Origin of the sequence: Aureimonas sp. AU40, assembly GCF_001463785.1 — a bacterium.
Classification (GTDB): domain Bacteria; phylum Pseudomonadota; class Alphaproteobacteria; order Rhizobiales; family Rhizobiaceae; genus Aureimonas.
The window spans coordinates 24,593-48,163 of the sequence record NZ_BBWL01000046.1; the positions used below are offsets into that span (position 1 = coordinate 24,593).

Sequence of the window (23,571 nt, forward strand, 5' to 3'; positions counted from 1 at the left end):
GGGAAACATTATTGCGTGTGAAGCAAAAAGCCTGTCAGCGTGTCCAGCGGTTCTCGAAGTCGTTCAAGCGGAACCGGTCGATGAGAAAGTCGATGAACAACCGCGTCCTCACCGGGACGAAGGACTTGCTGGGATAGGCGACGTTCATCGTGAGGCGCGGCAGGTCCCAGTCGTCGAGGACCCGGACGAGACGCCCGGCATCGAGATCGTCCTGCACGATGTAGGTGGGTTGCGCGAGGATCCCCAGCCCGTCGCGGGCGGCCTGACAGATCAACTGCCCGTCATTCGCGAGGATCGCCCCCTCGACCTTGACGGCCGCCTCCTCGTCGCCCCGGCGGAAGCGGAACTCGTTCCAGTTGTCGGCCAATGTGTAGAGGACGAGGTCGTGATCGAGGAGTTCTCGCGGGTGCTCAGGCACACCCCTTTGGACCAGATAATCCGGCGACGCCGCAAGAAGCCGACGCGTCTCTCCCAGTCGCCGAATGGTGATCGAACTGTCGGCCTCGACGCGGCGGGTGCGGATCGCGAGGTCGAGCCCGTTCTCGATGATGTCGTAGTAGCGGTTCGAGGAAATGATCTCGATCGAGAGAGCGGGGTAGAGCCGCCGGAACTGCGCCACGACTGGCATGAGGTGCAAAAGCGAGAAGGACAGCGACGCCCCGACGCGGAGCCGTCCCGTCGGAGCGTGCGAGCGGGCCGTGACGTTGGCTTCCGCTGCCGCCCAGGTCGAGAGCAGCTCTCTGGCGTCGGAAAGAAGCGCCTCGCCCTCGCTCGTCAGGCTGAGCTGGCGCGTCGATCGCTGGATGAGACGCGCGCCGAGACGGGCCTCGAGATTCATGAGGTGGCGGCTGATGCCGGAGACGGAAAGGCCCAGAGCGCTCGCCGCCCGGGTCATGCTTCGCTCGTCGGCGATGGCGACGAACACCTGAAACTCGGTCCAGCGATCCATTTTCAGCCTTCGGAGAGGGGCCTATATCGTCAGACAGCCATCCTTCCTTATCCGCGTCTTAGCAAGCGAACAGCCATCCGACAGGGAACGGCTCACCTCAAGGGGGGACCCAAGGCCCGTTCGCCCCGTGTTGGTCGCTTGACCCTCTTTCACGAAGGCGATCGCGAAGGCGAGACAGAGGAGGGCGATCGCGCGCCACGACCGCTCGGGCCCATCGAGGTCCGTCCGCCTCCGGCGCAACAGGGACCGACGTCTCGAGGCGGAACGGATCACCCCTGGTTCAGGACGCCTTCACGATCCGGAAGCCCTCGATCTCCTCGACCACCGGCAGGTTCGGCCAGCGCTGCATGTCGTGCAGAATGACGAGGCGGCCGAGATCGCCGGCGATCTCGCGGTTGATGCGGTCGAAGGTCTTGAGCTGATCCCACACGCTGCCTGTGGCGTTGGCGAGCGGAACATAGACGCCGTCGTGATTGTGGCCGCAGATGTTGCGCTTGGAATAGACGCAGTCGCCCGAGATGACGAGGCGACCGCGCGCGGTCTCGACGATCACGAACTGCTGGCCGACGGTGTGGCCGGCCCCCAGCCTCAGGTGCAGGCCGGGCAGGAGATCGTCGACGTCGCCTTCCACGAGGTTCAGCCGGTGCTCGAGCGAGGCGTCGAAGGCGTTGCGCAGATCGTCCGGATTGATGATCTCCGTGAGGTAGCCGAACTGGCGGGGGAGGGCGAGCGCTTCGATCCAGGACAGGAGTTCGGTCTTCTGGATGTGGAGGCGCGCCTGCTGAAACTCGTGGATCGAGCCCATGTGATCGAAATGGGCGTGGCTGAGCACGATGTCGGTGACGTCCTGCGGCGCGACGCCGAGAGCCGCCAGCATGCGCAGCGGCGACACCCAGAAGGGCACGCCGAACTTCACGCTCATGGCCTCGCCGCTGCCCTCCTTCATAAAGCCGGTATCGACCAGCACCACGCGATCCCCGCTTCGGGCAAGGACGAAGGAGAAGGGCACGTCCACGGTCCCCTCGTCATAGGCCCCGTGCACGAGCCCGGCCACGAGCTGGTCCTTGGACCGGGCGAACTCGATGACGTGAACGTCCCAATTCGGCGCGTCGGTGTCGGGCATGGATGTCAGCTTTCCGCGATCGAGCGGCCGAGGCTCGAAAGCCCGACGGCCAGGATGAGAATGGCGCCCTGCAGGACGTATTGCGAGAAGGTGGGCGCGCCGAAGATGTTCAGCCCGTTGAAGCCGAAGGCGATGATCAGAGCGCCGATCAGCGTGCCGAAAATGTGGAATTCGCCATCCCGCAACGTGGCGGAGCCGAGGAACACGGCGGCGAAGGCGGTCAGGAGATAGCTGTCGGCCGCGCTTGCCGTGCCGCTGCCCAGGCGCGAGGCGAGGAGGATGCCGGTCAGCGCGGCGCAGACGCCCGAGATCACGAAACCCAGGATCTTGATGCGGTCGACGTCGATGCCGGCGAGCCGCGCCGCGGCCGGATTGCCGCCCACCGCCTGTATCTCCTGGCCAAGCGCGCTTCGCTCCACCAGCACCCACAGGCCGCCGACCACGAGCGCCATGATGACGATGTTGTTGGGAATGCCGAAGAGCGAGCGCCCCAGCGACAGCTGGAGAAACGCTTCCGGCACGCCCGAGACGATGGGCACGCCGGCGGAATAGGCGAAGGCGAGACCGGTCAGGATCGTGCCGACGCCCAGCGTGGCGATCACCGAGTTGACCTTGATCTTGGTGACGATCAGCCCGTTGACGAGGCCGATCAGAGCGCCCGCGCAAAGGACGATCAGGATCGCAAGCGGGATCGGCAGCCCGTTGGAGACGATGAGGCCGGTCACGAGGATGCCGTGCAGGCTGGCCGCGAAGCCGACCGACAGGTCGAGTTCGCCGACCACCACCGCGAGCGTCAGCCCAGCCGCGATGATCATGGTCAGCGACGCCTGGTTCAGGACGTTGGTGAAGTTGTTGAGGGTCGGAAAGGCGCGCGGAGACAGGACCGCGAAGGCGGCGATCATGGCCAGGAGGCCGATGATCGTCGCATAGCGCGCGAAGATGCCGAGCGCGGTCTTCGCCCGGGGCGACAGGCGGCGGGTCGGGCCACTTGCATCGGTCATGTCGGGTCTCCGGCGTTGCGCCCTTCGGCGTAGCTTGCCTCGATGATGGCGTTGCGGGTGAGGGCGGCTCCCGCCAGTTCGCGCACGATCCGGCCCTCGGCCATGACCAGCACCCGGTCGCAGAGGTCCGGCAGCTCGTCCGGCTCGGAGGAAACCACGAGAACGGCCATGCCCTGCCGCGCCAGATCGCGGATCAGGCGGTGGATCTCGCCCCGGGCGCCGATGTCGACACCACGCGTCGGCTCGTCGAGGATAAGGATCTTGGGCGCGCGCAGCAGCCATCGGCCGATCACGACCTTCTGCTGGTTGCCGCCGCTGAGGCGTCCGACGGGCGCGTGCATATCCGGCGTCTTGATCGCGAGGTCGCGGATCACATCGTTCGACAGCGTCCGCTGCCGGGCGGCGCTGACGAGCGGCAGATGCGGGCTGGAGACGATCCGCGACAGGCTGGACAGGGTGAGATTGAAGGCGACGCTCTTTGTCAGCACCAGGCCCTCGCTGAGCCGCTCCTCCGGCACGAGGCCGAGGCCGGCCTTCACGGCATCCGCCGGGCGGCGCGGCGCGAAGGGGAGGCCGTCGAGGCGCATCGCGCCGCCGTCGGGTCGGTCGGCGCCGTAGACGAGGCGCACGAGTTCGGTTCGCCCTGCGCCGACGAGCCCGCCGATGCCGAGCACCTCGCCGCGATGAAGCTCGAAGCTGACGTCGCGCACGCGCGGGCGCCGCGTCAGTCCGGAAACGGCCAGCACGACCTCGTTGCGGCGATGTTCGGCGGCGGACTTCTCCAGATTTTCGACGGCGCCGCCGACGATCGCGTCGACAAGGGCGGGTCTCGTCAAGCCGGCGCCTTCGAGCGTCGCCACCGACCGCCCGTCGCGAAACGCGGTGACGCGATGGCAGATGCGCAGGATCTCATCGAGCCGGTGCGAGACGTAGAGCACCGCGACGCCCGAGCACGACAGGTCCTCCACGATGCGCAGCAGCGTCTCGGCCTCGGTCGCCGACAGGGAGGCGGTCGGCTCGTCCATCACGATCAGCCGGGCCTTTTGCACAAGGGCGCGACAGATATTGATGAGCCATTTCTCGGCGACCGAAAGGCCTTTGACGCTCGCAAAAAGCGGGGCGGCGAGGCCGACGCGCCGGGCCACGGGCTCGACCTCGCGGGCGATCGACCGCCAGTCCACGACGCCGAAGCGCTGCCGCTTGGGCAGGCCCAGCATGATGTTCTGGAGAACCGTCATGCCGGGCACGAAGGCGAGTTCCTGATGGATGAACGTCATGCCGAGATCGGCCGCGCGCTGGGGCGCGGTGATCGTGACGGGCTTGCCGTCGACCTCGATCCGCCCCCGGTCGGGCTCCGTCAGCCCGGCGAGGATGCGGATGAGGGTCGACTTTCCCGCACCGTTCGCTCCGACCAGCCCATGCACCTCGCCCGGCTGAACGCGAAGCGACACGCCCTTGAGCGCCTGTACGCCGCCATAGGACTTGGCGACGTCCTCGGCGAAGAGGAAGGGAACCCCATCGGGCATGGTCATGCTCTCGGCCGGTCGCGGCGCGGCCTGCAACATCACTTTCCGAGCGCCTCGGGATGCTGCTTCACGAAGTCGGCGACGCTGTCCCGGGTCACCAGGACGGCGGGCACTTCGGCGGCCTTCGGCGTCCAGCCGGCTCCGGCCTTCTTGATCTCGTCCAGCATTTCCACCATGCGCTGGCCCTCGGAGTAGCTGTCCTCCCAGGCGGTCGCGGTCATGTGGCCGTTCTGAACGTTCTCGATCGCCTGGGCGTTGCCGTTGACGCCATAGACCTTCACGTCGTCGCGGCTCTGCTGGCGCAGCGCGCCGATCGCCCCGATGGCCGGATCGTCCCAGCAGCCCCAGATCGCGAGATTGCCGTCGCCGGCCGGGTGCGACGCGAGCCAGGCGTTGGCATATTGCGCGCCATCCTCGAAATAGCCGGGAATGCGCACCTCGTTTTTCGTGACGGTGATGCCGGGGCTTGCCTTCAGCATCTCGTCCAGAAGCACCTCGCGGTTCCGGCAGACCTCGCCGGTGCGGTAGGTCAGGGCCAGCAGGTTTCCCTTGCCGCCGAGATCGGCGATCATCTTCTCGATGACGGGCTGCGCGATCGGGGCGCCCGATCCGTTGGTCGCGGCCACCGAGGAGCCGAGGCCCCCGCCCCAGGTGACGACGGGAATTCCGGCATCCTTGGCGGCCGCGAGGCCCGCGCCGATCGACGAATAAGGGAAGACCATGTCGATGATCGCGCCGGCGCCGCGCCCGGCGAAGTTCTGGATCGCCGAATTGGCTTGATCGGCGCTGCCGGCGGCGTCGATCACCGATACGGTCCAGCCGGCCTTTTCGGCCGCGGCCGTCGCACCCGCGATGTAGCGCACGTTGTTGGCTTCGGTGGCCGAGATCGAAACGATCCCCAGAAGCGGCTTGTCCTGGGCGACGGCGGGGGCGAGCGTCGCGGCAAGGCCGGCCACGACAATGGCGATCTTTGAAGCGTTCATCGGATCCTCCCACGGTTGCTTCGGCTCCAGCTGCCCTCCCGGCGAACAAGAGCGAACCGTTTTGCTAATCTTTCCGAACAATCTCGAGAAAGCAAGGGCATTGACGTTCGCCCGCCATCGGATAACGGTATCTGAGTCCGACGGCGTTCCGAACGCTTTGCCGAAACGTTTAGCTAAGGTGCTCGCTTGGCTACAATCCGCGACGTCGCAAAGGCCGCCGGCGTCTCCACGGCGACCGTGTCGGCGGTGGTCAACGAAACCGCCTATGTCAGCCCTCTGCTGCGAGCCCGCGTGCTGGCGGCGATCGGCGATCTGGACTACGCGCCCCTATCCGCCGCGCGGAACCTGAAGCGCGGCCGCAGCCAGCTGATCGCGCTCGCCGTGTCCGACCTCACCAATCCTTTCTTCGCCCGCATCGTCTGCGCCGCCGAGGCGGCGGTGGCCGATTGGGGCTATTCGCTGGTTCTGTTCAACAGCGACGAGAAGCCCGAGAACGAACGGCGGATTCTCGCCCGGGTCCGCGCCCTGTCGTGCGACGGCCTGATGCTGGTTCCCATCGATGCCAGCTTGCGCCTGGATGGTCGCGAGGGGGAAGGGGGTCGAATTCCGACGGTCCTGTTCGGCCGCCGTGTCGCGGACGATCGCTGCGATACGGTGACGATCGACAACGTGTCGGCGGCTCGGCAGGTCGCAAACTACCTGCTGGATCTCGGTCATCGCCGCATCGCGACCATCACCGGCCCGCTTCACCTGACGACGGGGCAGGGGCGTCTGGACGGGCTCCTCGAGGGAATGGCCGCTCGCGGCCTTGAGCCCGAGGCCGGGCACGTCCGCAATGGTGCGTTCCGCGAGGACGTCGCCTATTCGGTCGCGCGTGAGCTTCTGACAGGACCGGACCGTCCCACGGCGATCTATGTCGCCAATGGCGTCATGGCGCTTGGGGTCATGCGGGCGCTCGCCGACCTCGGGTTGTCCTGTCCCCATGATGTGTCCATCGCCTCTACCGACACCATTCCGGGCATCGGAGGCCTGCGCCCACGCCTGACGCGAACGGAACATCCGATCTCGGAAATGACGAACGAGGCTCTGAGGCTGCTGGTCGATCGGATAGAGCGAGGCCCTGCGGCCGCACCGCGAAATGTCATCTTCCAGCCGGCCTTGATCCTCGGCGATAGCTGCGGGCCGGTTTGAACCCAAGATGCCAGACAATCCTCCTTCTGACAGGAAACGGATCGTCGAAATGAAAACGCCCTCGCCGGGGGAGGACCGGCGAGGGCGCCATGGGTAACACGAGCGTGGGAGGAACCGCTCGCATGACCAACCCTAATGGTGATCCCTTGCGCGATCCTGAGGTGCCGCCTGATAATCCGTAGTCCTTAGGAAGCAATCCTTCAGGTGGCTACCGGGAACGAGATCCCTGAGTAGAACAACAAGACGCTCGGCTCCTTGGTTGTCCGCCCGACGACTTGCGACCGGCGCATGGCCTACCTCACCAGGCTCTTGCCTCCGACACCTCCACGCACGTGGCGATTGGATGCCGCTGGTTTTGCTCCACCAGCGGCCAGTCTGCCCATGGCACCGCCATTGCGAGAGGGGGGGGTCAGGTCCGGGATAAGCCGCCGGAACCCGTCACGCGGGAATGGCGTCGATCGCGGCCGGGTTCTGCTCGGGGATACCGTTCTCGCGATGCCGGAACTCGGACAGCGCCTGATAGACCTGAAGGCGAGCCCGCATCACCGAGCCAAGGGGTCGGTGCGCGGCCAAGCTGTGCGCCGGACGAAAGGTCATTTCCTCGTCGAAGTAGCGCTGACGGGCGGTGCTGTAGGCGTCCTGCGCCGGCAGGCGGATCGTGGCGACGGTGACGAAGGGGCTCGTCTCCTCGGACCACTCGACCGAGGCGTCCTCGATCGGCTGGCTGTCCGCATCACGCCAGAGCTGCGCTTTCAGCTCGAACACGACCTCGTTCGCGCTGAAATGATCCACTGCCGCATGTCGGAAGCCATCCTCATCGTCCTTGGGGTCGAGCCGCCAGTCCTTCAGCGCCTCCTGCGCCTGCGAAACCGGGAAGGCGCCGAGCTTGGCGACATGATCGCCGAAGCGGATGGGGGCCTGGCTGTAGTAAGGCTCGGCCAGCGGATGCGAGAACGGGTGGCCGAAGAAGTCGGCCTTCGGGCTTTCGGTGCCGAAGGCATGCAGCACCCGGTTGAGGTTGCGCGCCAGCGAGGCGACGGCGCTCTTGGCGCCTTCCGGCAGCCCCGCGGCCTTGCCGATCACGGTGCCGTCGCGCAAGAAACCTTCGGCCGTGCCGGAGGGAAAGGTCGTGCCGCTGGCAAGGACGAAGTCCTGCGTATCCGTGGCGTGGCCCGGCAGCTTCTCGCCGGGGACGTCGAAGATTTTGATCGACATGCCGCGATGGGTGGAAACGCGGTCCCCGAGATGCTCGCCCGGTCCTTGCGCGAAGCGTACCGCCACGGGATAGGTGCCGGGACGGGCGAACAGGCCCTGGGCGAGCTCGGGGGGCAGGCCCTGGGGGATCTCCAGCGTTCCAACCGCGAGCGCCGTCGATTTAGCATGGCTCGCCCGCACGGCGTGGTGCTCGCGCTTCTCCACGGTTTGCGACTGCTGCGTCATGCCTTGGATGATGCCGTCGATCGTCTTCTGCTCGCCCTCGCTCGGCTGCTCGACGTCGGGGCTGTAGGGAAGGGGCGGACGTGTCATCGTGTCGTCTCCAAGTCTGCGTCACCGCTGCGGTGGGCGCCGTTTGAAGCAACAAGGGACGCGTCGTTGGAGCGGTTCCAAAGTTCTGCGAGCGACGAATCCGTCAGCACGCGACATGGATGCGACCTCAAGCGTGATCGCGCCGACCAGGATCGGACTGATGGGAGGAGGGACGATCATAATCCATGAGGCCGTCCATCATCGGATGATGGGGCGTTTGGAGGTCCTCAGGCTTGGAAGCTGAAGCGATGCCCGTCAGGGTCCGCACCCGAACCGCTCCAGGAAGAGGTGTCACGCAATAGCAGCGAGGTCGCGAAGCGTGAACCGTCCGCTGCCCTTTCGCGCAGGGTGTCGGGCTCGGCGTAGCAGAGGAGCTCGAGATGAGGTGGTGCGCCGCCGGGCGGCATGAGCGTCGTCACCTCGACGATGGCGTGCGGGACGTGAAGGCCGTCCATCCGCGCCTGCTCGGGGCCGCGGTTCGTATGCCTCTCCGTGACTTCGAAGCCGAGTTCGCGCCAGAACGCGATGGCTTGGTCCGTATCGGATACGGTGATGGCCGAATGGTCGATGCCGAGGAATGGGCCTGGAACGCTGTGGCGCCAGACGGCGGGAACCTTGTCGGGCGCAAACTCGAGAAGCTCCAGCGGGTGGCCGTCCGGATCGCGAAACTTGAACGCCCTCGCCCCGCCCGAGGCCTCGGGCAGGCGTTCGGGGCCATCGAGCGAGATCGCCGTCCAGCCGGGCACGCTCCCCAGACGCTGCATCGCCTCGTCCATGTTCGAGACGATGATCGCGCAATGTTGGAAGGCAGTGGCGTTCGAGGGCGGCGATGGCCCGCCATCCTGCGTTGCAGGCATGAACTCCAGACGCTGCGCACCAAGCAGCAGGGCGCGCGTGCCGTTCCCCGAGGCCGTCTCGCGGCACCCGAAAGCTGCGACGTAGAAACCGAGTGCCGCCTCGACGGTCCGGCAAGCAAGCCGGACGGCCGCGATGCGCAGATCTTTCATGGCCAGCGCGCCCCCCGCGTGTTGAGGAACACGGCCATGAGCGTGTGGCTCGCTCCGATGAACAGACGGTTGAGATGCGGGCCGCCGCCGAAGGTGAGGTTCGAGACGGTCATGCCCAATCGGATGCGCCCGAGAAGCCGACCGTCGGGGCTCAAGCAATGGACGCCGTCGCCCGCGCTCGACCAGATGCGCCCCGCCTCGTCGACGGCCAACCCATCGGTGTAGCCGGGCGCTACCTTGGCGAGATCGCGCATCGGCCCGAGCGATCGCCCGTCGTCCGACACCGGCAGCACCCGCAAGACTTGCGTGGGATCGGAATGCCTCTGATCGCCCGTCTCGGCGACGTAGAGGAGCGTCTCGTCGGGTGAGAAGGCGAGGCCGTTCGGCCCTTGGAAGTCGCGTGAGACGGCGGTGAGTTCGCCGCTTTCGGGGGCGAGGCGATAGACCGTCGGGGCAAGTTCCGACATCTGCCGCACCCCCTCGTAGTCGTTGGCGATGCCGTAGGGCGGGTCCGTGAACCAGATCGACCCGTCGGACTTCACCACGACGTCGTTGGGCGAATTGAGCCGGCACCCCTCGAAATGGGTGGCGAGCGGCGTGATGCGCCCGTCGTGTTCGATCCGCACGACCGCGCGTTCGAGGTTGACGCAGGCGACCACCCGGCCCTCCCGATCGCGCGCCTGACCGTTGGCGTTGCCGGAGGGCTCGCGCCAGACGGCGAGCCCTCCTCGCTCGCTCCACGCCATGGTGCGCCCGCGCGGCAGATCCTGGAAAAGGAGCGTCCCCCAGTCGCCCATCCACACGAGGCCCTCGATCCAGCGGAAGCCCGTCGCCAGCACCTCCACCGGCGCGTTGGACAGCGTCAGATGGTCGAACTCGGGCTCCACCGTCTCGAATCGGAAGTCGGCCTGGGCCAAGCCAACATCCGGAACGCCGGTGGTCAAACGAAGCGGCACGGCGTCGTTTGCTCGCGCTTGGTGTCGAACTGCACCACCATCAGGACGGCCGGCTCGTCGCCCACCGTCCCCGACATATGGCCTTTGCGGCCGTCCCGCTCGCGCGTGCCCTGATCCTCGCCGAAGGAAATCTCGCCCGGCCCCATCTCGACGCGCGTGCCGTCCATGGACTCGACGTACCAGCGGCCCGAGAGCGGGATGATCCATTGCGGCGACGGGTTCTCGTGCCAGGCGCCTTCCCAACCCGCCGGCTGTACCGTCACCATCACCGTCATGCCGTCGTAATGCTTGTGACCCTGCCACTGCGGCGCCGCGGGCGGCTGCATGCTCTTGAGTTCGAACTCGGTCATCGTGCAGCGCTTCTGCCGGCTGACGCCGTCGTCGTCCGTGTAGAGGTGCCAATAGGGAACGGTGGGCTTGTCGTCGCTCATGGATTGGCTCCGGTGGCATAGGGGTGGGTCGATGATAGGGGCGCGGCGAAGAACGCATCCACATCGCCGGCCTGCGTCCCGAAGGTGATGAGAAGAAAGCCGCCGGCAACGGCGAAGTTCTTGAGAAAGTCCCACATCGTCTCGCGCCCCTTCGACGGTCCGCGGAGCCGGAAGTCGGGGGCACGCCAGAATTGCTTGAACAGAGCGGCTGTGACCGCGCAGTACCCGGCCAGGACGAAAGCGGCGAGCCGGTCCGCGACGCCGGTCAGGACGCCCAGCGACATCACCACCTCGACGAAGAGACCGGTGAGGATGAGAGCCTTCGCCAGCCCTCGGCTGCTCGTGGCCTGGCCGGCTTGCTCGGTCGCGGCTGCGAAGTTCAGCAGCTTGTCGAGCGCGCTGAAAGGCAGAAACAGAAGGACGAGTGACAGGCGTGTGAGAAAGGCGATCAGGATTTCGAACGTCATGACGGCAATCGGACCCGGCTGTGGTTCGCTAAATGGAGGCACGTTGCCGGGCGCTTTTCCTGTTCCGGTGGTGCCTCACGTCAACGACGACGAAACTGGAGGAACGATCCGCCGCGCCTAGTCTCTGGTCGCAACTAAAAAATCGGCGATCGCATCTGCGTCGATCGCGCTCTCGCCTATCCGAGCCGTACGCTCTGAGAAACGCCTATCGGCTCGGCCATCTTCAGATCGAGGTCACAGGCGTGCCGCTCCAAGAGGCGCTATCCCGCGCGGACCGACTCTCCGACGCACTCAGGAAAAGCCTGTCACCGCATGGGGAACATAGGGTGCCTCAAGCGCCGTGATCTCCTCGGGCGTCAGTCGAACGGAGAGGGCCGAAACGGCGTCGTCGAGATGATGGGGTTTGGTCGCGCCGACGATCGGGGCGGCGACGGGGCTCTTCTGCAGCACCCAGGCCAGCGCGATCTGCGCCCGTGGCAGGCCTCGGGCGGCGGCAACCGCCGCCACCGCTTCCACCACCTTGCGGTCGGCGTCGGCCGTGTCGGCGTAAAGGGTCCGGCCGAACGTGTCGGTCTCCGAACGGTTCGTCGCTTCGTCCCAGTCGCGCGTCAGACGTCCGCGCGCGAGCGGGCTCCACGGAATGACGCCGATTCCCTCCTCGCGGCAAAGGGGCAGCATCTCGCGCTCCTCCTCGCGGTAAAGCAGATTCACGTAGTTCTGCATCGTCACGAAGCGCGCCCAGCCCCGGCTTTCCGAAATGGCCAGCGCTTTGGCGAACTGGTAGGCATGCATGGAGGACGCGCCGATGTAGCGGGCCTTGCCGGCGCGCACCACGTCGTTCAGCGCTTCCAGCGTTTCCTCGATCGGCGTCTCAGGGTCGAAGCGATGGATCTGGTAGAGATCGACATAGTCCATGCCGAGCCGGCGCAGGCTGGCGTCGATTTCGCTGAAGATCGCCTTGCGCGACAGGCCGCCCCCGTTCGGGCCCGGCCGCATGCGGCCATGCACCTTGGTCGCCACCACCACATCGTCGCGCTGCGCGAACTCCTTCAGCGCCCGTCCGACGATCTCCTCGCTGGAGCCATCGGAATAGACATTGGCGGTGTCGAAGAAATTGATCCCGAGATCGAGCGCCTTGCGAAGAAAGGGCCGGCTCTCCGCCTCGGGCAGCGTCCAGGCGTGGTTGCCGCGCCCCGGCTCGCCGTAGCTCATGCAACCCAGGCACAGGCGTGACACGTCGAGGCCGGTGCGGCCGAGCTTCACGAAGTCCATGGTTCAGTCCCTCGAAGGGTTGTCGTCATCGGATCATCGAGGACGAAGATAGGACCCGGCCAGCCAATGTCAGGGCGCCATAGCATTGGCCTCGTCCGGCGGCTTCGTCGGCATTCCGAAGGCTTCGCGTCGGAAAAGCCGGAGAGCCTACACAAATCGAAACGAAACGGCTGCCGGCCCTTCTCGGAATTCGACAACGGGTGAGCCTAAGCTGGCTTACTTCGGCAGGAGCGATCGCAGCGCGAAGTCGATGAGGCTGCGGACATGAGCCGCGACCGCTTCCCGCGCTGCGGCGACGGCGGAGGCCTGAAGCGCCTCGATGATCCGCAGATGCTCGGTCGAGTCCGGGATCAGGCGGTCCTTCAGCTGGTCGATCTCGAAGAGGCGCGTCGTCGCGCGAAGCTCGCGCAAAACGCGCGCCATGACCTCGTTGCCGCAATGCTCGATGATCATGCCATGCAAATTGTCGTCGGAGAGCCAGTGCCGATCCGTATGGTAGGTCGTGGCTGTCAGCAACTCGTTGATCTCGTGGCGAACGGCGAGAATCTGCCTGTTCGGGATGCTGCCGATCGCTTGCGCCGCCGCCTCCGGCTCGATCAGCAGACGCAGCTTCAGGCTTTGCAGATATTCGCCAAGCTCGACCCGGCGAACGACATAGTTGCGGCCATCGCCCTTGTGGACGAGACCTTCTCCTTCCAGCCTCTGCAAGGCTTCGCGCATGGGCGTGCGTGAAATCCCAAGGGTTTCGGCGAGTTTGGCCTCGACGATCACATCCCCGCCGCGAAGGCGGCGGTCGCGGATCATGTCGGAAACGGAGCGATAGGCGAGTCCGACGAGGTTGAGACCGCGCTCGCTGATCGCAACGCGACCCGGTGCTGCGCTCGATGGTTCCATTCGGCCCGCCTGTCCTCGCTCACGCTTTGCCTCGATGTCCGGTATACCACTTGTCGGCAGGCAGGGAACGGGAAACCTTCGACGATGAGCGACCATCTGCAAAACGAGGAAACAGGTAGCCTGTCGGAACAGGCCTATCGACATATCCTGTCGGGCATCCTTTCGGCACGCCTGGCCGCCGGCACGCCGATCCAGGAACGACGTCTGGCGGCCGAGATCGGCCTGTCCCGTTCGCCCTTGCGCGATGCGCTCGGCCGCCTTGCCGGGGAGGGGCTTCTCGTGCGCGGGAATACCGGCGCGTTGACGATCCGGGCGATCAGCCTCTCTGACTATCTTCAGAGCCTCGACATGCGGGCCTTGGTTGAGCCTTCGGCGGCCGCGCTCGCCGCGCGGGCCATCGGGGAGGACGATCTCCAACGCCTCGACGCCGGCCTGTCCAGCCTGGAAGCGGAGGCGGACCCCTCGCGCGAGGCCCTCGCTGCCTTCGATGACGACCTGCACGGCACCATCGCGTCGCGCTCGGGCAATCCCTTCATGGAACGGGTGCTGAGCGAGATGCGTCGCTACACCACTCTCTACGAGAGCCAAACGGGGCGCCGGCCGCTGCGCAACGCCGACGGGCCGGAGCATCGGAACCTTCTCACCGCTTTGACCTCCCGCAACCCCGAAGACGCCGCCGAGGCCATGCGTCAGCATCTCGAAGGCATCCGGCGGCGCATTCTCGAACGCTTTTAGAGAGAGGCGGCCATGGCCACCGAGGCAGGCCCCCGAGGCCGGTACGCAAGATCGGCGGGGGAGGGCATGCTCTCCGGCCCTCGTCCGACATTCAAACCTTATTCCCTGTCGCATCGGAGGCGCTTGCGGAAGCGAAAATCTTGCTGCATGATAGTGGTATACCATTAGAATGCGATGATCGTTCCTCCCTGAGAAAGCTCCCATCAGATGCGCGCTGCGATTTCCGCCCTGACCCTCGGCCTGTCCCTCCTGTCCACGATCGCTTACGCGCAGGACTGTCAGCCGCGTGTTCCCTCCGACGCCTTGATTCAGCCCGGCAAGCTGGTGATGTCGACCAACCCGACCTTGCCCCCGCTTCAGTTCGTGGACTCCTCCGGGCAGCTGAAGGGCATGCGGGTCGAACTCGGGACCGAGATCGCCAAACGCCTTTGCCTGGAGCCCGAATATGTGCGGATCGAGTTCTCGGCGATGGTGCCCGGCCTCCAGTCCGGCCGCTGGGACCTCATCAACACCGGCATCTTCTTCACCGAAGAGCGCGCGAAAATCATGCAGATGATCCCCTACGAAAATCAGGCGATCAGCATTTCCACCGCCACCCAGTCCGCCGTGAAGGTGGAGAAGCTGGAGGATCTCGCCGGACATTCCGTGGGTGTCGAGATCGGCGGGTTCGAAGAGAAGCAGGCGAAGGCCATCGACGCACAACTGCGCGAGAAGGGTCTGGAAGGCCTGACCGTCCGCACCTTCGACAATTTCGCCCTCGCCTATCAGGCGCTGCGCGCGGGGCAGGTGGATGCGATGGTGTCCATCGACGGCGTCGCGGAGGAATATGCCAAGCGCGGCCAGTTCCACCGCGCCCTCGGTGGCATCGGGCCGACGCCGGTGGCGCTCGCCATGAAGAGCCGCCCCCTGGCCGACGCGGTCCTGCAGGTTCTGAACGAGATGAAGGCCGACGGGTCCTTCGACAAGCTCTTCGCCCAATACGGGGTCGAGCCGGCGGCGGGCGCGCTCGCGGTCAAGGGACCGGCGAGCTGAAGCGGTTCGCTGAGCTGAAGCCGTTCGCGCGGAAGGACGAGAGCAGATGCTGAACTGGAGCTGGCCGGGTTTCTTCGGCTACCTCGTGAACCCGTTCATTCTCCAAGGCGTCTTCACGACGCTCTGGCTGACGGTGGTCGCCATTCTTGCCGGACTTGCGCTCGGCTTCGGCCTTGCCCTCCTGCGGCGTTCCCCGAGCCGTCTCCTGTCGGGGGTGGCGGGGGCCTACATCTGGCTGTTCCGAGGCACGCCGCTTCTCGTCCAACTCATCGTCATCTACACGGCGCTTCCCGAACTCGGCATTCGCTTCAACGTCTGGCAGGCCGCTCTCATCGGCCTGTCCCTCAACGAGACGGCCTATCTCGCCGAGATCATCCGCGCCGGCATCGAGGCCGTCCCGAAAGGGCAGGTCCGCGCCGCCCGCGCGGTCGGCATGCGCGAGCCGCAGATCATGCGTTACATCGTCATTCCCCAGGCGCTGAAGATCATCGTGCCGCCGCTCGGCAATTCGGTGAACGGCCTTCTCAAGACGACCTCGGTGACTTCGGTAATCTCGATGGAGGAGCTTCTGCGGCGCACGCAGGTGCTGATCCAGGAGCAGTTCCAGGTACTGGAACTCTTCACCGTCGCGGCCCTCTACTACCTCCTCCTCACAACGCTCTGGGACATCGTGCAGCGCCGCATCGAGCGTCGCTTCGGGCGCGCCGACCAGCCGCTTGCGGCTGCCGACCGACGCTGACCCATCCCTTCAACGGATCTCCTCGACATGGCCAAAGCCTTCCGCGGTGTCTACACCGTCATGATCACACCCTTCGACGCTGACGGGGAACTCGATCTCCAGACGCTCGAAGCCTTCACGAACTGGCAGATCCGGGAGGGCATTCACGGATTGATTCCGCTGGGCTCGACCGGCGAGTTCCTGTCGCTGTCGGAGAACGAGCGTCTCGCCGTGGCCCGCACGGTGATCGGGGCGGCGGCAGGCCGGGTGCCGGTGCTGCTGGGCACCGGCGCGGAGGACACGCGAGAGGCCGTGCGCCTGACGCGGCAGGCGGAGGACCTCGGCGCCAGCGGCGCGATGATCATTCCCCCCTTCTACTCCACACCGACCGACGAGGAGATCGTCCACCATTATCGCACGATCGCGCAGAGCGTCGGCATTCCGATCATGGTCTACAACAATCCCGCGACGGCAAATGTCGATCTGAAGCCCGATCTTGTGGCGCGTATCGCCGAGATCGACGGCTGCGACTACATCAAGGAATCGACGCTGGAGGTCACGCGGGTCCGCGACATCATTCGCAAGGCCGGCAACGACATGACCGTGTTCGGGGGCATTCTCGGGTTCGAATCCTTCGTGGAGGGGGCGGAAGGCTGGGTGGCCGTCGCGTCCAATGTCGCCCCTGGCCCGATGGCGCGCATCTTCGAACTGGTGAAGGACGAGAACCGCATCGCGGAAGCGCATGCGCTCTACCTCGAATGGCTGCCGTTGATCGAAGCGGTCGGCGGACATTTCTACGTTGCCGGCACGAAGTCCTTGCTCGGCCATATGGGCTTCTCCGTCGGGGGGCCGCGTCCGCCGCGTCTGCCTTTGCCGGCTGCGGACGACGCGCGCATGAAGGCTCTCGTCGAGCGTTTCGGCCTGACGCGCTCTCTGGCCGCCTGAGACCATGCGCGTGGTTCGGCCCACCTCGGTTCGTGACGGCGCGATTGCGACGGTCACGTTCGATGGTCGTCCGCTGGCGGCCGTCCCGGGCGAGAGCGTCGCGGCCGCACTTGTGGCGGCGGGGATCCGCGCGCAGTCGCAGGGGAGGGACGGAAGCTCCCGTGGCCATTATTGCGGCATGGGCGTCTGTCACGATTGTCTCGTAATGGTGAACGGATCCGCCGGCCAGCGCGCCTGCCTGACCAGGATCGTGGACGGCCAGCGGATCGAGACGCAGCCCGCGCGGCCCGACCTCCTCGACCCCGCGCTCGCCGATCTTGCGGAGCCGCCCATCGCCATACCCGAAGAAGCGGTCGATATGCTCGTTGTCGGCGCCGGTCCGGCGGGGCTGGCAGCGGCCGAGACGGCGGCCTCGCACGGCATCCGTGTCGTCGTGATCGACGAGCGTCCCGCCCCTGGGGGCCAGTACTTCAAACAAGGCGCGCACCCCGCGACAGGTGAGCCCGACCGCCAGATGCGCGAGGGCGCGCACCTCGTGTCTCGGGTGCGGGGCCTTGGGGTCGTCTTGCGGGAACAAACATTCGTATGGGGCGCCGAGCGCGATGCTGTGGGGCGCCTCGTGCTCGCGACGGTGGCGAACGGGCGCGCGGGCCGCATCGCCCCGCGCGTGCTCGTGGTCGCGACCGGCGCCTTCGAGACCCCGCTCGCCGTGCCGGGCTGGACGCTGCCGGGCGTGACCACGACAGGTGGCGCGCAAACGCTGATCCGCTCCTACGGCGTTCCGATTGGACACCGCGTTCTCGTCGCCGGCAACGGGCCGCTGAACATCCAGGTCGCCCTGGAACTGAAGAAGGCGGGCGCGGACGTCGTCGCCGTGCTGGAACGGGCGCCGTCTCCCTCGTCCCGCCGCCGCGAGGCCACGCGGCTGATCGCGGCGCATCCCGCCTTGGCCTTGCGCGGCTTGGAGCAGATGGCGCGGCTGGCGCGCCAGCGGATCGAACTCCTTTGGGGCGCCAGCCTCCTTCGCATCGAAGGCGAGAGCCAAGTGGAGGCGGCGATCTTCTCCACGGCGGAGGGCGAGCGGCGCGTCGCTGTCGATGCGGTGGTCGTCGGCAACGGATTTGCGTCCGCCAACGAACTCCCGAGGCTTCTCGGCTGCGCCCATCGCGAGGCGGACGGCCGCTTGGAGGTTGCGCGAGACGAGAACGGCGCGACATCGCTGGAGGACGTTTTCGTGGTGGGGGAAGCGGGCCGCTTCGCCGGTGCCCATGTGGCGATGGCGCAGGGACGGCTTGCAGCGCGCGAGATCGCCCGTCGTCAGAACCTTGAGGGCGCGAAAGGGGACGAGCGGGCCGACCGGCGGCGACTGGCCCGTCACGAGCGCTTTCAGGCGGCCCTTTGGTCGCTGTTCGCTGCCGACGAACCGTCTCGGCCCGCGCCGCAGACCCTGGCCTGTCGCTGCGAGGCGGTGAGCTTCGAGATGATCGAGCGCGCCCTGCGCGGGAGCGCCCATGGCGACATGGCGAGCCTGAAGCGGCTGACCCGCGCGGGAATGGGCCGTTGCCAAGGCCGGTATTGCGGACCGGTTCTCGCCCAACTCGCCGCCCGCGACTCACAGGCGCGGGCCGTCGCACCCAAGCTCGCGGCCCAAATGCCCCTGCGGCCCGTGCCTTTGGCGGCGCTGGCGGTCGAGAAGCCCGAATGGGGCGGCCATCGCCGCGCCCATCTCCCGGATCGCCCTGCTCCCCCCAGCGAGCGGTTGCCGCCGACCCGCGTCGGAACGTTGATCATCGGTGGCGGAATCGCCGGGCTGGCGACCGCCCTGTTCCTCGCCCGTGCCGGCGAGGACGTCGCGATCGCCGAGCGGAACGTGGCCAACTCGGGGGCGTCCGGCGGCAATGCGGGAAGCCTCCACGCTCAGCTTCTGTCCTTCGACTATGGCGCGCGCGCCGAAGCGGGCGGGGGGCCGGCGGCTCGCACGCTGCCGCTGCAGCGCGATTCCATCGACCTCTGGCGCAGCCTCGAGGCCGAACTCGGGCGCGATTTCGAGATCAAGGTCTCCGGCGGGTTGATGGTCGCGGAAACCGAGGAGCATCTGCGCTTTCTGGACGCCAAGACGGCCCTGGAGCGGGCGCAAGGGATCCCGTCGCACGTGATCGGCGCGGCCGAGTTGCAGCTGATGGAGCCCGCCCTGTCGAGCCGTTTCCTGGGCGCCGCGTTTTGCCCATCCGAAGGCAAGATCAACCCGCTCGTCGCGACCGAAGGGATTCTGGCGGCCGCCATCGCCGCAGGCGCCAAGCTTCTGGAGCGCACGGAGGTCTGCGCCATCTCACGCGAGACAGACGGCTTCACCGTTCAAACGCAACGGGGGCCCGTGCGGGCCCGCCGGATCGTCAATGCCGCAGGCGCTTTCTCGTCTCGCATCGGCGCCATGTTGGGGCTCGATGTGCCCGTCTTCGGCGCGCCCCTTCAGATGGTGGTGACCGAGGCCGTCGCGCCTCTCGTTTCCTGCCTCGTCGCCCATGCCGGGCGGCATCTGACGCTGAAGCAGGCCGCCAACGGCAATGTCATCATCGGCGGCGGCTGGACGGCTGGTCTCGACCCCGTCGATCAGCATCCCCGTCCGCTGCTGGCCAGCCTGGAAGGCAATCTCTGGGTGGCGCAGCATGTCGTGCCGAGCTTGCGAAAGGCCCATGTGATCCGAAGCTGGGCCGCGATGAACATCAATATCGACGGCGCGCCGATCCTCGGCGAGCACCCGGACGCACCTGGGTTCTTCAACGCCGTGACCTCCAACGGCTACACGCTCGGACCCCTGGTCGGCCGCCTGACCGCCGATCTCGTGACCGGGCGTGCGCCGTCCCACGATATCGCTCCCTTTTCCGTCGCGCGCTTTTCGAGAGGCCGTCCATGATCGAGATCGAAGGCGTCACCAAATCCTTCGGGAAGTTCCAGGTTCTGAAGAACTGTTCCACGCGGGTGGACAAGGGCGAGGTCGTTGTCGTGTGTGGCCCCTCCGGCTCGGGCAAGTCGACCCTGATCAAATGCGTCAACGGGCTCGAGCCCTTCGACCAGGGGTCGATCCGCGTCCACGGGATCGAGGTGGGCGACCCGAAGACGGATTTGCCGGACCTTCGAACCCGCATCGGCATGGTTTTCCAGAACTTCGAGCTCTTTGCCCATCTGTCCATCATCGAGAACCTGACGATCGCTCAGGAAAAGGTGCTCCTGCGCAGCCCCGACGCGGCCAGACGCAAAGGAATGGCGCTGCTCGATCGCGTCGGCCTCGCGGACCATTACGCCAAATATCCCGCGCAGCTCTCCGGCGGCCAGCAGCAGCGCGTCGCCATCGCTCGCGCCTTGGCGATGGACCCGATGGCCATGCTCTTCGACGAGCCGACTTCGGCGCTGGACCCGGAAATGATCGCCGAAGTGCTCGACGTGATGGTGGGCCTGGCGCGCGAGGGCATGACCATGATGTGCGTCACCCACGAGATGGGATTTGCCCGCAGCGTCGCCTCGCGCGTCATCTTCATAGATGGCGGTGAGATCATCGAGGATCGGCCGACCGAGTCGTTTTTCTCCGACGTCACCAATCCGAGGACGAAAAGCTTCCTCGGCAAGATCCTGCGCCATTGAGAGACGACCCATGCTCGATCTGATCATTCGCGGCGGCACGCTCGCCACCGCCTCCGACGTCTTTGCCGCCGACCTTGGCATCCGCGACGGGCGCATCGTCCAGATCGGCGAGCGGCTCGGCGCCGCGGTGCGCGAGGTGGACGCCTCCGGCCGCTTCGTCCTGCCAGGGGGCATCGACAGCCATGTGCATCTGTCCCAGCCCTCGGGTGACGGCATCGTGATGGCCGACGATTTCGAGAGCGGCACGCGCTCGGCCCTGTTCGGCGGCAATACCTGCGTCCTGCCGTTTTGCCTGCCCCAAAAGGGGCAGCCTTTGCGCGAGGCGTTGAAGGATTACCACGCGCTTGCGGAAGGGCGATGCTACACCGATCATTCCTTCCACCTGATCCTGCCCGAGGTGAACGGCGCGATGATCGGGCAGGATCTGCCGGCCTTGGTTGCCGATGGCTATCCATCGTTCAAGGTGTTCATGACCTACGAGGGTCTGCGCCTGAACGACGCCGAGATCCTGCAAACGCTCGATTTCGCCCGTCGAACGGGCGCGACCGTCATGGTTCACTGCGAGAACGAGGACGCGATCCGCTATCTCGTCGACCGGGCCGAAGCCGCAGGCGATCTGGCGCCCCGCTTCCATGCTTCGACGCGGCCCGTCGCGGTGGAGCGCGAAGCCACGCACCGGGCCCTTTCGCTGGCCGAGATCGTCGACACGCGCATCGTCATCGTCCACGTGTCGAACGAGCCGGCGATCGCCGAGATCCGCGCGGCGCGCGCCCGGGGCGTCAACGTCGTCGGGGAGACATGCCCGCAATATCTCGTGCTGACGGCCGCCGACCTCGATGGCTTGGACTGGGAAGGCGCGAAGTTCGTCTGCTCGCCGCCCCCGCGAGACACGGCGTCTCAGGTCGCATGCTGGAACGGCATCGAGACCGGCGTCTTCGACCTCTTCTCCTCCGATCACTGTCCCTTCCGCTACGATGACCCCACAGGCAAGCTCAACCCGAGGGCGCGCGAGGGATTCCGCCATATCCCGAACGGCATTCCGGGCGTCGAGACGCGGCTGCCGATCCTGTTCTCCGAAGGCGTGATGAAGGGTCGGATCGACCTTCAACGCTTCGTCGCCTTGTCATCGACGAACCATGCCAAGACTTACGGACTGCCGACAAAGGGCTCGATCGCGGTCGGCATGGATGCCGATATCGCAATCTGGGACCCGAACGAGACGCGCCCGATCCGCCACGCCGCGCTTCACGACGCCGCCGACTACAGCCCCTACGAGGGTCTGGAGATAACGGGATGGCCGACCACGGTGATCCTCGGCGGAACGGTCATGATCGAGAACGGGGTGCTGACAGGAAAGATGGGCGCCGGTCGCTATCGCCGCCGTCAGACCGCTGCTTCTCCAAATCGCGCCGGTCCGGTCTGAACGCCTTCCTCCCTCCCTCACGTCCAAGGATAGATTCCATGAGCGACCTCATCGTCGAGATCGACGGCCATTCCTTTCCCGCCCGCTTCGAGTCGGCGGCTCCGAAGACCGTCGACGCCTTTCGCAAGCTCCTTCCCTATAGCGAGCGCGTCATTCACGTGCGCTGGTCGGGCGAAGCCTGCTGGATCCCGCTCGGCAGCACCGACTTTGGCCTCGGCTACGAGAATGCCACGAGCCATCCTCATCCCGGCCAGATGATCCTCTACCCCGGTGGTGTCTCGGAGACCGAAATCCTTCTCGCCTATGGACCCGTCGCCTTCGCCTCCAAGGCAGGTCCGCTCGCCGGGAATCATTTCCTGACGATCACGGATGGGCTCGACAAACTCGCCGAACTCGGACGCGGCACACTCTGGACCGGAGCCAAGGATATTCGCTTTCTCGCCTGCGAAGGGTAGCGGACAGAGGGAGACATTGTCATCGCCTCGTCGAGATCGGGCAGGATGCCGAAAGCAATCTCTCAGACGATTCCCACCCTCGTCAGCGTCCGTACCCCTTGGGGAACCTCAGACAACCGAAAGCAGTTGTCATTGGATATACCGCTATATCCAATCTTGGCGAGGATCGCGATGACACTCCCTCCCACCCACGGCGTGGTAAAGCATGTCGAAACCAGCGTCGGACAGCTGGCCTATCGCATCGACGGCGACGGCGAGCCGCTGCTGCTTTGCCAGCGTTTCAAAGGTACGATCGACGATTGGGACCCGGCTTTCGTTGAAGCGCTGGTCGCGACCGGACGGCGTATAATTCGGTTCGACAATGCCGGCATCGGTTGGTCTACGGGCACGACGCCTTCGTCCATGCCCGAGATGGCGGATGGGGCTCTCGCCTTTGCCGAAGCGCTTGCGCTGGACAGCTTCGATGTGCTCGGCTGGTCTCTCGGCGGCGAGGTCGCTCAGTGGATGGCCTTGAAGGCTCCCACCCGCATCCGCAGCCTGATCCTTGCCGGAACCAGCCCTGGCGCGATTAGCGAGGTTGCGCCCGATCCCGAGGTGGCGAGCGTCAAGGCGAAGCCGCAGCAGAACGAAGCGGACTTCCTCTACCTCTTCTTCGGCGACAGCGACGCAAGTCTGGCGGCGGGTAAGGCGAGTTTGGGCCGCGTAGCCGCCGTATCCGCCGGGCCTACGGTGAGCGAAGCCGCGATCGCCGCGCAGCAGGCCGCGTCCAAGTCCTATGGTGCGGGTCCGGACGCCAGCCGTCCGAGACTTGGCGAGATGGCGATGCCGATCCTGGTCGCGAACGGCAATCGTGACCGGATGCTGCCGCCGTTTGGCTCTTTCGTGATCGCCCGTGACGCGCCAAACGCCAAGCTCGTGCTCTACCCGGATGCAGGCCACGCTTTTCTGTTCCAGTATGTCGATGAGTTTGTGTCAGAGATCGACCGCTTCCTGCGCGCAATCGCTTGAAAATCGCCTAACGAAACCTCTGGGCGGAGGAGGGTCGAGGGAGTTTCGTCGGGGGCAAGGAGCGAAGCTCGAGTGATGTTGGCGAGAGGCCCAAGCATTCGCGACGAAGTCCACGGCGGGAAGACGAAGGCCAGCCGACCCCACGAGGTTCTGCTAGTGCTTTCGTTCAGCGCCGGAGCATCGTCTCGTGCCTTTATTGACAGGGCGCGGCGGATCATCATTGTCCGGTCGATGTCTTGGCCGAATTTCGTCCCCGCCGGTGCTCTGGCAAGGGCTGGCGCGAACCCAC

General features: G+C 66.2%; 22 protein-coding genes. 10 read left to right on the top strand and 12 right to left on the bottom strand.

Going from position 1 to position 23,571, the window contains the following annotated elements:
- Window positions 1-34 precede the first annotated feature (34 nt).
- From AUL32_RS18025 to AUL32_RS18045, 5 genes are all read right to left on the bottom strand, one after another.
- Window positions 35-949 carry a LysR family transcriptional regulator gene (locus tag AUL32_RS18025; protein ID WP_062118012.1) on the bottom strand — a complete coding sequence of 305 codons (915 nt, stop codon included), beginning with the start codon at window positions 947-949 and terminating at the stop codon, window positions 35-37.
- A 280-nt stretch (window positions 950-1,229) separates the two neighbouring features.
- Window positions 1,230-2,072: an N-acyl homoserine lactonase family protein gene (locus AUL32_RS18030; protein ID WP_062118015.1), complete on the bottom strand. Its 843-nt coding sequence runs from the start codon at window positions 2,070-2,072 to the stop codon at window positions 1,230-1,232.
- Between the two features lie 5 nt (window positions 2,073-2,077).
- Entirely contained in the window at window positions 2,078-3,073 is a 996-nt protein-coding gene (locus tag AUL32_RS18035; protein ID WP_062118017.1) for an ABC transporter permease, read from the bottom strand.
- Window positions 3,070-4,605 (bottom strand): sugar ABC transporter ATP-binding protein, encoded by a 1,536-nt coding sequence (locus AUL32_RS18040; RefSeq protein WP_156421522.1) that lies wholly within the window; start codon window positions 4,603-4,605, stop codon window positions 3,070-3,072. Before AUL32_RS18040 ends, AUL32_RS18035 begins: the two co-directional genes overlap by 4 nt.
- A 32-nt stretch (window positions 4,606-4,637) precedes the next feature.
- The gene (locus AUL32_RS18045; protein ID WP_062118023.1) at window positions 4,638-5,582 is read right to left on the bottom strand and encodes a sugar ABC transporter substrate-binding protein; all 945 of its coding nucleotides are present in this window, start codon (window positions 5,580-5,582) and stop codon (window positions 4,638-4,640) included.
- Window positions 5,583-5,768: 186 nt separating this feature from the next.
- Between AUL32_RS18045 and AUL32_RS18050 the strand changes: the two genes are divergently transcribed.
- Window positions 5,769-6,773, top strand: coding sequence for a LacI family DNA-binding transcriptional regulator (locus tag AUL32_RS18050; RefSeq protein ID WP_082659802.1), 1,005 nt, complete (start codon window positions 5,769-5,771; stop codon window positions 6,771-6,773).
- 438 nt (window positions 6,774-7,211) lie between these two features.
- Here AUL32_RS18050 and AUL32_RS18055 read toward each other — a convergent pair whose 3' ends face one another.
- The 7 genes from AUL32_RS18055 to AUL32_RS18085 form a co-directional block, all read right to left on the bottom strand.
- Window positions 7,212-8,300 (bottom strand): catalase family protein, encoded by a 1,089-nt coding sequence (locus tag AUL32_RS18055; protein ID WP_062118026.1) that lies wholly within the window; start codon window positions 8,298-8,300, stop codon window positions 7,212-7,214.
- A gap of 227 nt (window positions 8,301-8,527) precedes the next feature.
- A complete protein-coding gene (locus AUL32_RS18060) occupies window positions 8,528-9,307 on the bottom strand; it encodes a VOC family protein (protein WP_062118029.1) in 780 nt (259 codons plus the stop codon).
- Window positions 9,304-10,224 (bottom strand): SMP-30/gluconolactonase/LRE family protein, encoded by a 921-nt coding sequence (locus AUL32_RS18065; protein WP_062118367.1) that lies wholly within the window; start codon window positions 10,222-10,224, stop codon window positions 9,304-9,306. The genes AUL32_RS18060 and AUL32_RS18065 overlap by 4 nt, the downstream gene beginning before the upstream one ends.
- A gap of 23 nt (window positions 10,225-10,247) precedes the next feature.
- Window positions 10,248-10,694, bottom strand: coding sequence for a cupin domain-containing protein (locus tag AUL32_RS18070; RefSeq protein ID WP_062118034.1), 447 nt, complete (start codon window positions 10,692-10,694; stop codon window positions 10,248-10,250).
- Window positions 10,691-11,161 (bottom strand): DoxX family membrane protein, encoded by a 471-nt coding sequence (locus AUL32_RS18075; protein WP_062118037.1) that lies wholly within the window; start codon window positions 11,159-11,161, stop codon window positions 10,691-10,693. Before AUL32_RS18075 ends, AUL32_RS18070 begins: the two co-directional genes overlap by 4 nt.
- A gap of 291 nt (window positions 11,162-11,452) precedes the next feature.
- Entirely contained in the window at window positions 11,453-12,433 is a 981-nt protein-coding gene (locus AUL32_RS18080) for an aldo/keto reductase (protein ID WP_062118041.1), read from the bottom strand.
- 216 nt (window positions 12,434-12,649) lie between these two features.
- The gene (locus AUL32_RS18085) at window positions 12,650-13,327 is read right to left on the bottom strand and encodes a GntR family transcriptional regulator (RefSeq protein WP_062118044.1); all 678 of its coding nucleotides are present in this window, start codon (window positions 13,325-13,327) and stop codon (window positions 12,650-12,652) included.
- 84 nt (window positions 13,328-13,411) lie between these two features.
- Between AUL32_RS18085 and AUL32_RS18090 the strand changes: the two genes are divergently transcribed.
- The 9 genes from AUL32_RS18090 to AUL32_RS18130 all read left to right on the top strand — a co-directional run bounded on the left by AUL32_RS18090 (window position 13,412) and on the right by AUL32_RS18130 (window position 23,282).
- Entirely contained in the window at window positions 13,412-14,062 is a 651-nt protein-coding gene (locus AUL32_RS18090; RefSeq protein ID WP_062118047.1) for a GntR family transcriptional regulator, read from the top strand.
- A gap of 207 nt (window positions 14,063-14,269) precedes the next feature.
- Window positions 14,270-15,094 (top strand): ABC transporter substrate-binding protein, encoded by an 825-nt coding sequence (locus tag AUL32_RS18095; RefSeq protein WP_062118057.1) that lies wholly within the window; start codon window positions 14,270-14,272, stop codon window positions 15,092-15,094.
- A 46-nt stretch (window positions 15,095-15,140) separates the two neighbouring features.
- Window positions 15,141-15,833: an amino acid ABC transporter permease gene (locus tag AUL32_RS18100; RefSeq protein WP_062118059.1), complete on the top strand. Its 693-nt coding sequence runs from the start codon at window positions 15,141-15,143 to the stop codon at window positions 15,831-15,833.
- Window positions 15,834-15,860: 27 nt separating this feature from the next.
- The gene (locus AUL32_RS18105) at window positions 15,861-16,757 is read left to right on the top strand and encodes a dihydrodipicolinate synthase family protein (protein WP_062118061.1); all 897 of its coding nucleotides are present in this window, start codon (window positions 15,861-15,863) and stop codon (window positions 16,755-16,757) included.
- 4 nt (window positions 16,758-16,761) lie between these two features.
- Entirely contained in the window at window positions 16,762-19,671 is a 2,910-nt protein-coding gene (locus AUL32_RS18110; protein ID WP_062118066.1) for an FAD-dependent oxidoreductase, read from the top strand.
- Entirely contained in the window at window positions 19,668-20,396 is a 729-nt protein-coding gene (locus AUL32_RS18115; RefSeq protein ID WP_061978502.1) for an amino acid ABC transporter ATP-binding protein, read from the top strand. Before AUL32_RS18110 ends, AUL32_RS18115 begins: the two co-directional genes overlap by 4 nt.
- 10 nt (window positions 20,397-20,406) lie before the next feature.
- Window positions 20,407-21,819, top strand: coding sequence for a dihydropyrimidinase (gene hydA, locus AUL32_RS18120; protein WP_062118069.1), 1,413 nt, complete (start codon window positions 20,407-20,409; stop codon window positions 21,817-21,819).
- A 38-nt stretch (window positions 21,820-21,857) separates the two neighbouring features.
- On the top strand, window positions 21,858-22,274 hold the full coding sequence (locus AUL32_RS18125) for a DUF3830 family protein (RefSeq protein ID WP_062118072.1): 417 nt from the start codon (window positions 21,858-21,860) through the stop codon (window positions 22,272-22,274).
- Between the two features lie 171 nt (window positions 22,275-22,445).
- Complete coding sequence (locus tag AUL32_RS18130) at window positions 22,446-23,282, top strand: alpha/beta fold hydrolase (RefSeq protein WP_062118075.1); 837 nt, start codon at window positions 22,446-22,448, stop codon at window positions 23,280-23,282.
- Window positions 23,283-23,571: the final 289 nt, after the last annotated feature.

What these genes read in the sequence shown, in the direction of transcription:
- AUL32_RS18070 (WP_062118034.1), bottom strand. Translation starts at nt 10,694, where the DNA reads ATGAGCGACGACAAGCCCACCGTTCCCTATTGGCACCTCTACACGGAC.
- AUL32_RS18080 (WP_062118041.1), bottom strand. Translation starts at nt 12,433, where the DNA reads ATGGACTTCGTGAAGCTCGGCCGCACCGGCCTCGACGTGTCACGCCTG.
- AUL32_RS18105 (WP_062118061.1), top strand. Translation starts at nt 15,861, where the DNA reads ATGGCCAAAGCCTTCCGCGGTGTCTACACCGTCATGATCACACCCTTC.
- AUL32_RS18130 (WP_062118075.1), top strand. Translation starts at nt 22,446, where the DNA reads ATGACACTCCCTCCCACCCACGGCGTGGTAAAGCATGTCGAAACCAGC.
- AUL32_RS18045 (WP_062118023.1), bottom strand. Translation starts at nt 5,582, where the DNA reads ATGAACGCTTCAAAGATCGCCATTGTCGTGGCCGGCCTTGCCGCGACG.
- AUL32_RS18090 (WP_062118047.1), top strand. Translation starts at nt 13,412, where the DNA reads ATGAGCGACCATCTGCAAAACGAGGAAACAGGTAGCCTGTCGGAACAG.
- AUL32_RS18115 (WP_061978502.1), top strand. Translation starts at nt 19,668, where the DNA reads ATGATCGAGATCGAAGGCGTCACCAAATCCTTCGGGAAGTTCCAGGTT.
- AUL32_RS18035 (WP_062118017.1), bottom strand. Translation starts at nt 3,073, where the DNA reads ATGACCGATGCAAGTGGCCCGACCCGCCGCCTGTCGCCCCGGGCGAAG.
- AUL32_RS18030 (WP_062118015.1), bottom strand. Translation starts at nt 2,072, where the DNA reads ATGCCCGACACCGACGCGCCGAATTGGGACGTTCACGTCATCGAGTTC.
- AUL32_RS18095 (WP_062118057.1), top strand. Translation starts at nt 14,270, where the DNA reads ATGCGCGCTGCGATTTCCGCCCTGACCCTCGGCCTGTCCCTCCTGTCC.
- hydA (WP_062118069.1), top strand. Translation starts at nt 20,407, where the DNA reads ATGCTCGATCTGATCATTCGCGGCGGCACGCTCGCCACCGCCTCCGAC.
- AUL32_RS18125 (WP_062118072.1), top strand. Translation starts at nt 21,858, where the DNA reads ATGAGCGACCTCATCGTCGAGATCGACGGCCATTCCTTTCCCGCCCGC.
- AUL32_RS18040 (WP_156421522.1), bottom strand. Translation starts at nt 4,605, where the DNA reads ATGACCATGCCCGATGGGGTTCCCTTCCTCTTCGCCGAGGACGTCGCC.
- AUL32_RS18100 (WP_062118059.1), top strand. Translation starts at nt 15,141, where the DNA reads ATGCTGAACTGGAGCTGGCCGGGTTTCTTCGGCTACCTCGTGAACCCG.
- AUL32_RS18085 (WP_062118044.1), bottom strand. Translation starts at nt 13,327, where the DNA reads ATGGAACCATCGAGCGCAGCACCGGGTCGCGTTGCGATCAGCGAGCGC.
- AUL32_RS18025 (WP_062118012.1), bottom strand. Translation starts at nt 949, where the DNA reads ATGGATCGCTGGACCGAGTTTCAGGTGTTCGTCGCCATCGCCGACGAG.
- AUL32_RS18075 (WP_062118037.1), bottom strand. Translation starts at nt 11,161, where the DNA reads ATGACGTTCGAAATCCTGATCGCCTTTCTCACACGCCTGTCACTCGTC.
- AUL32_RS18110 (WP_062118066.1), top strand. Translation starts at nt 16,762, where the DNA reads ATGCGCGTGGTTCGGCCCACCTCGGTTCGTGACGGCGCGATTGCGACG.
- AUL32_RS18060 (WP_062118029.1), bottom strand. Translation starts at nt 9,307, where the DNA reads ATGAAAGATCTGCGCATCGCGGCCGTCCGGCTTGCTTGCCGGACCGTC.
- AUL32_RS18055 (WP_062118026.1), bottom strand. Translation starts at nt 8,300, where the DNA reads ATGACACGTCCGCCCCTTCCCTACAGCCCCGACGTCGAGCAGCCGAGC.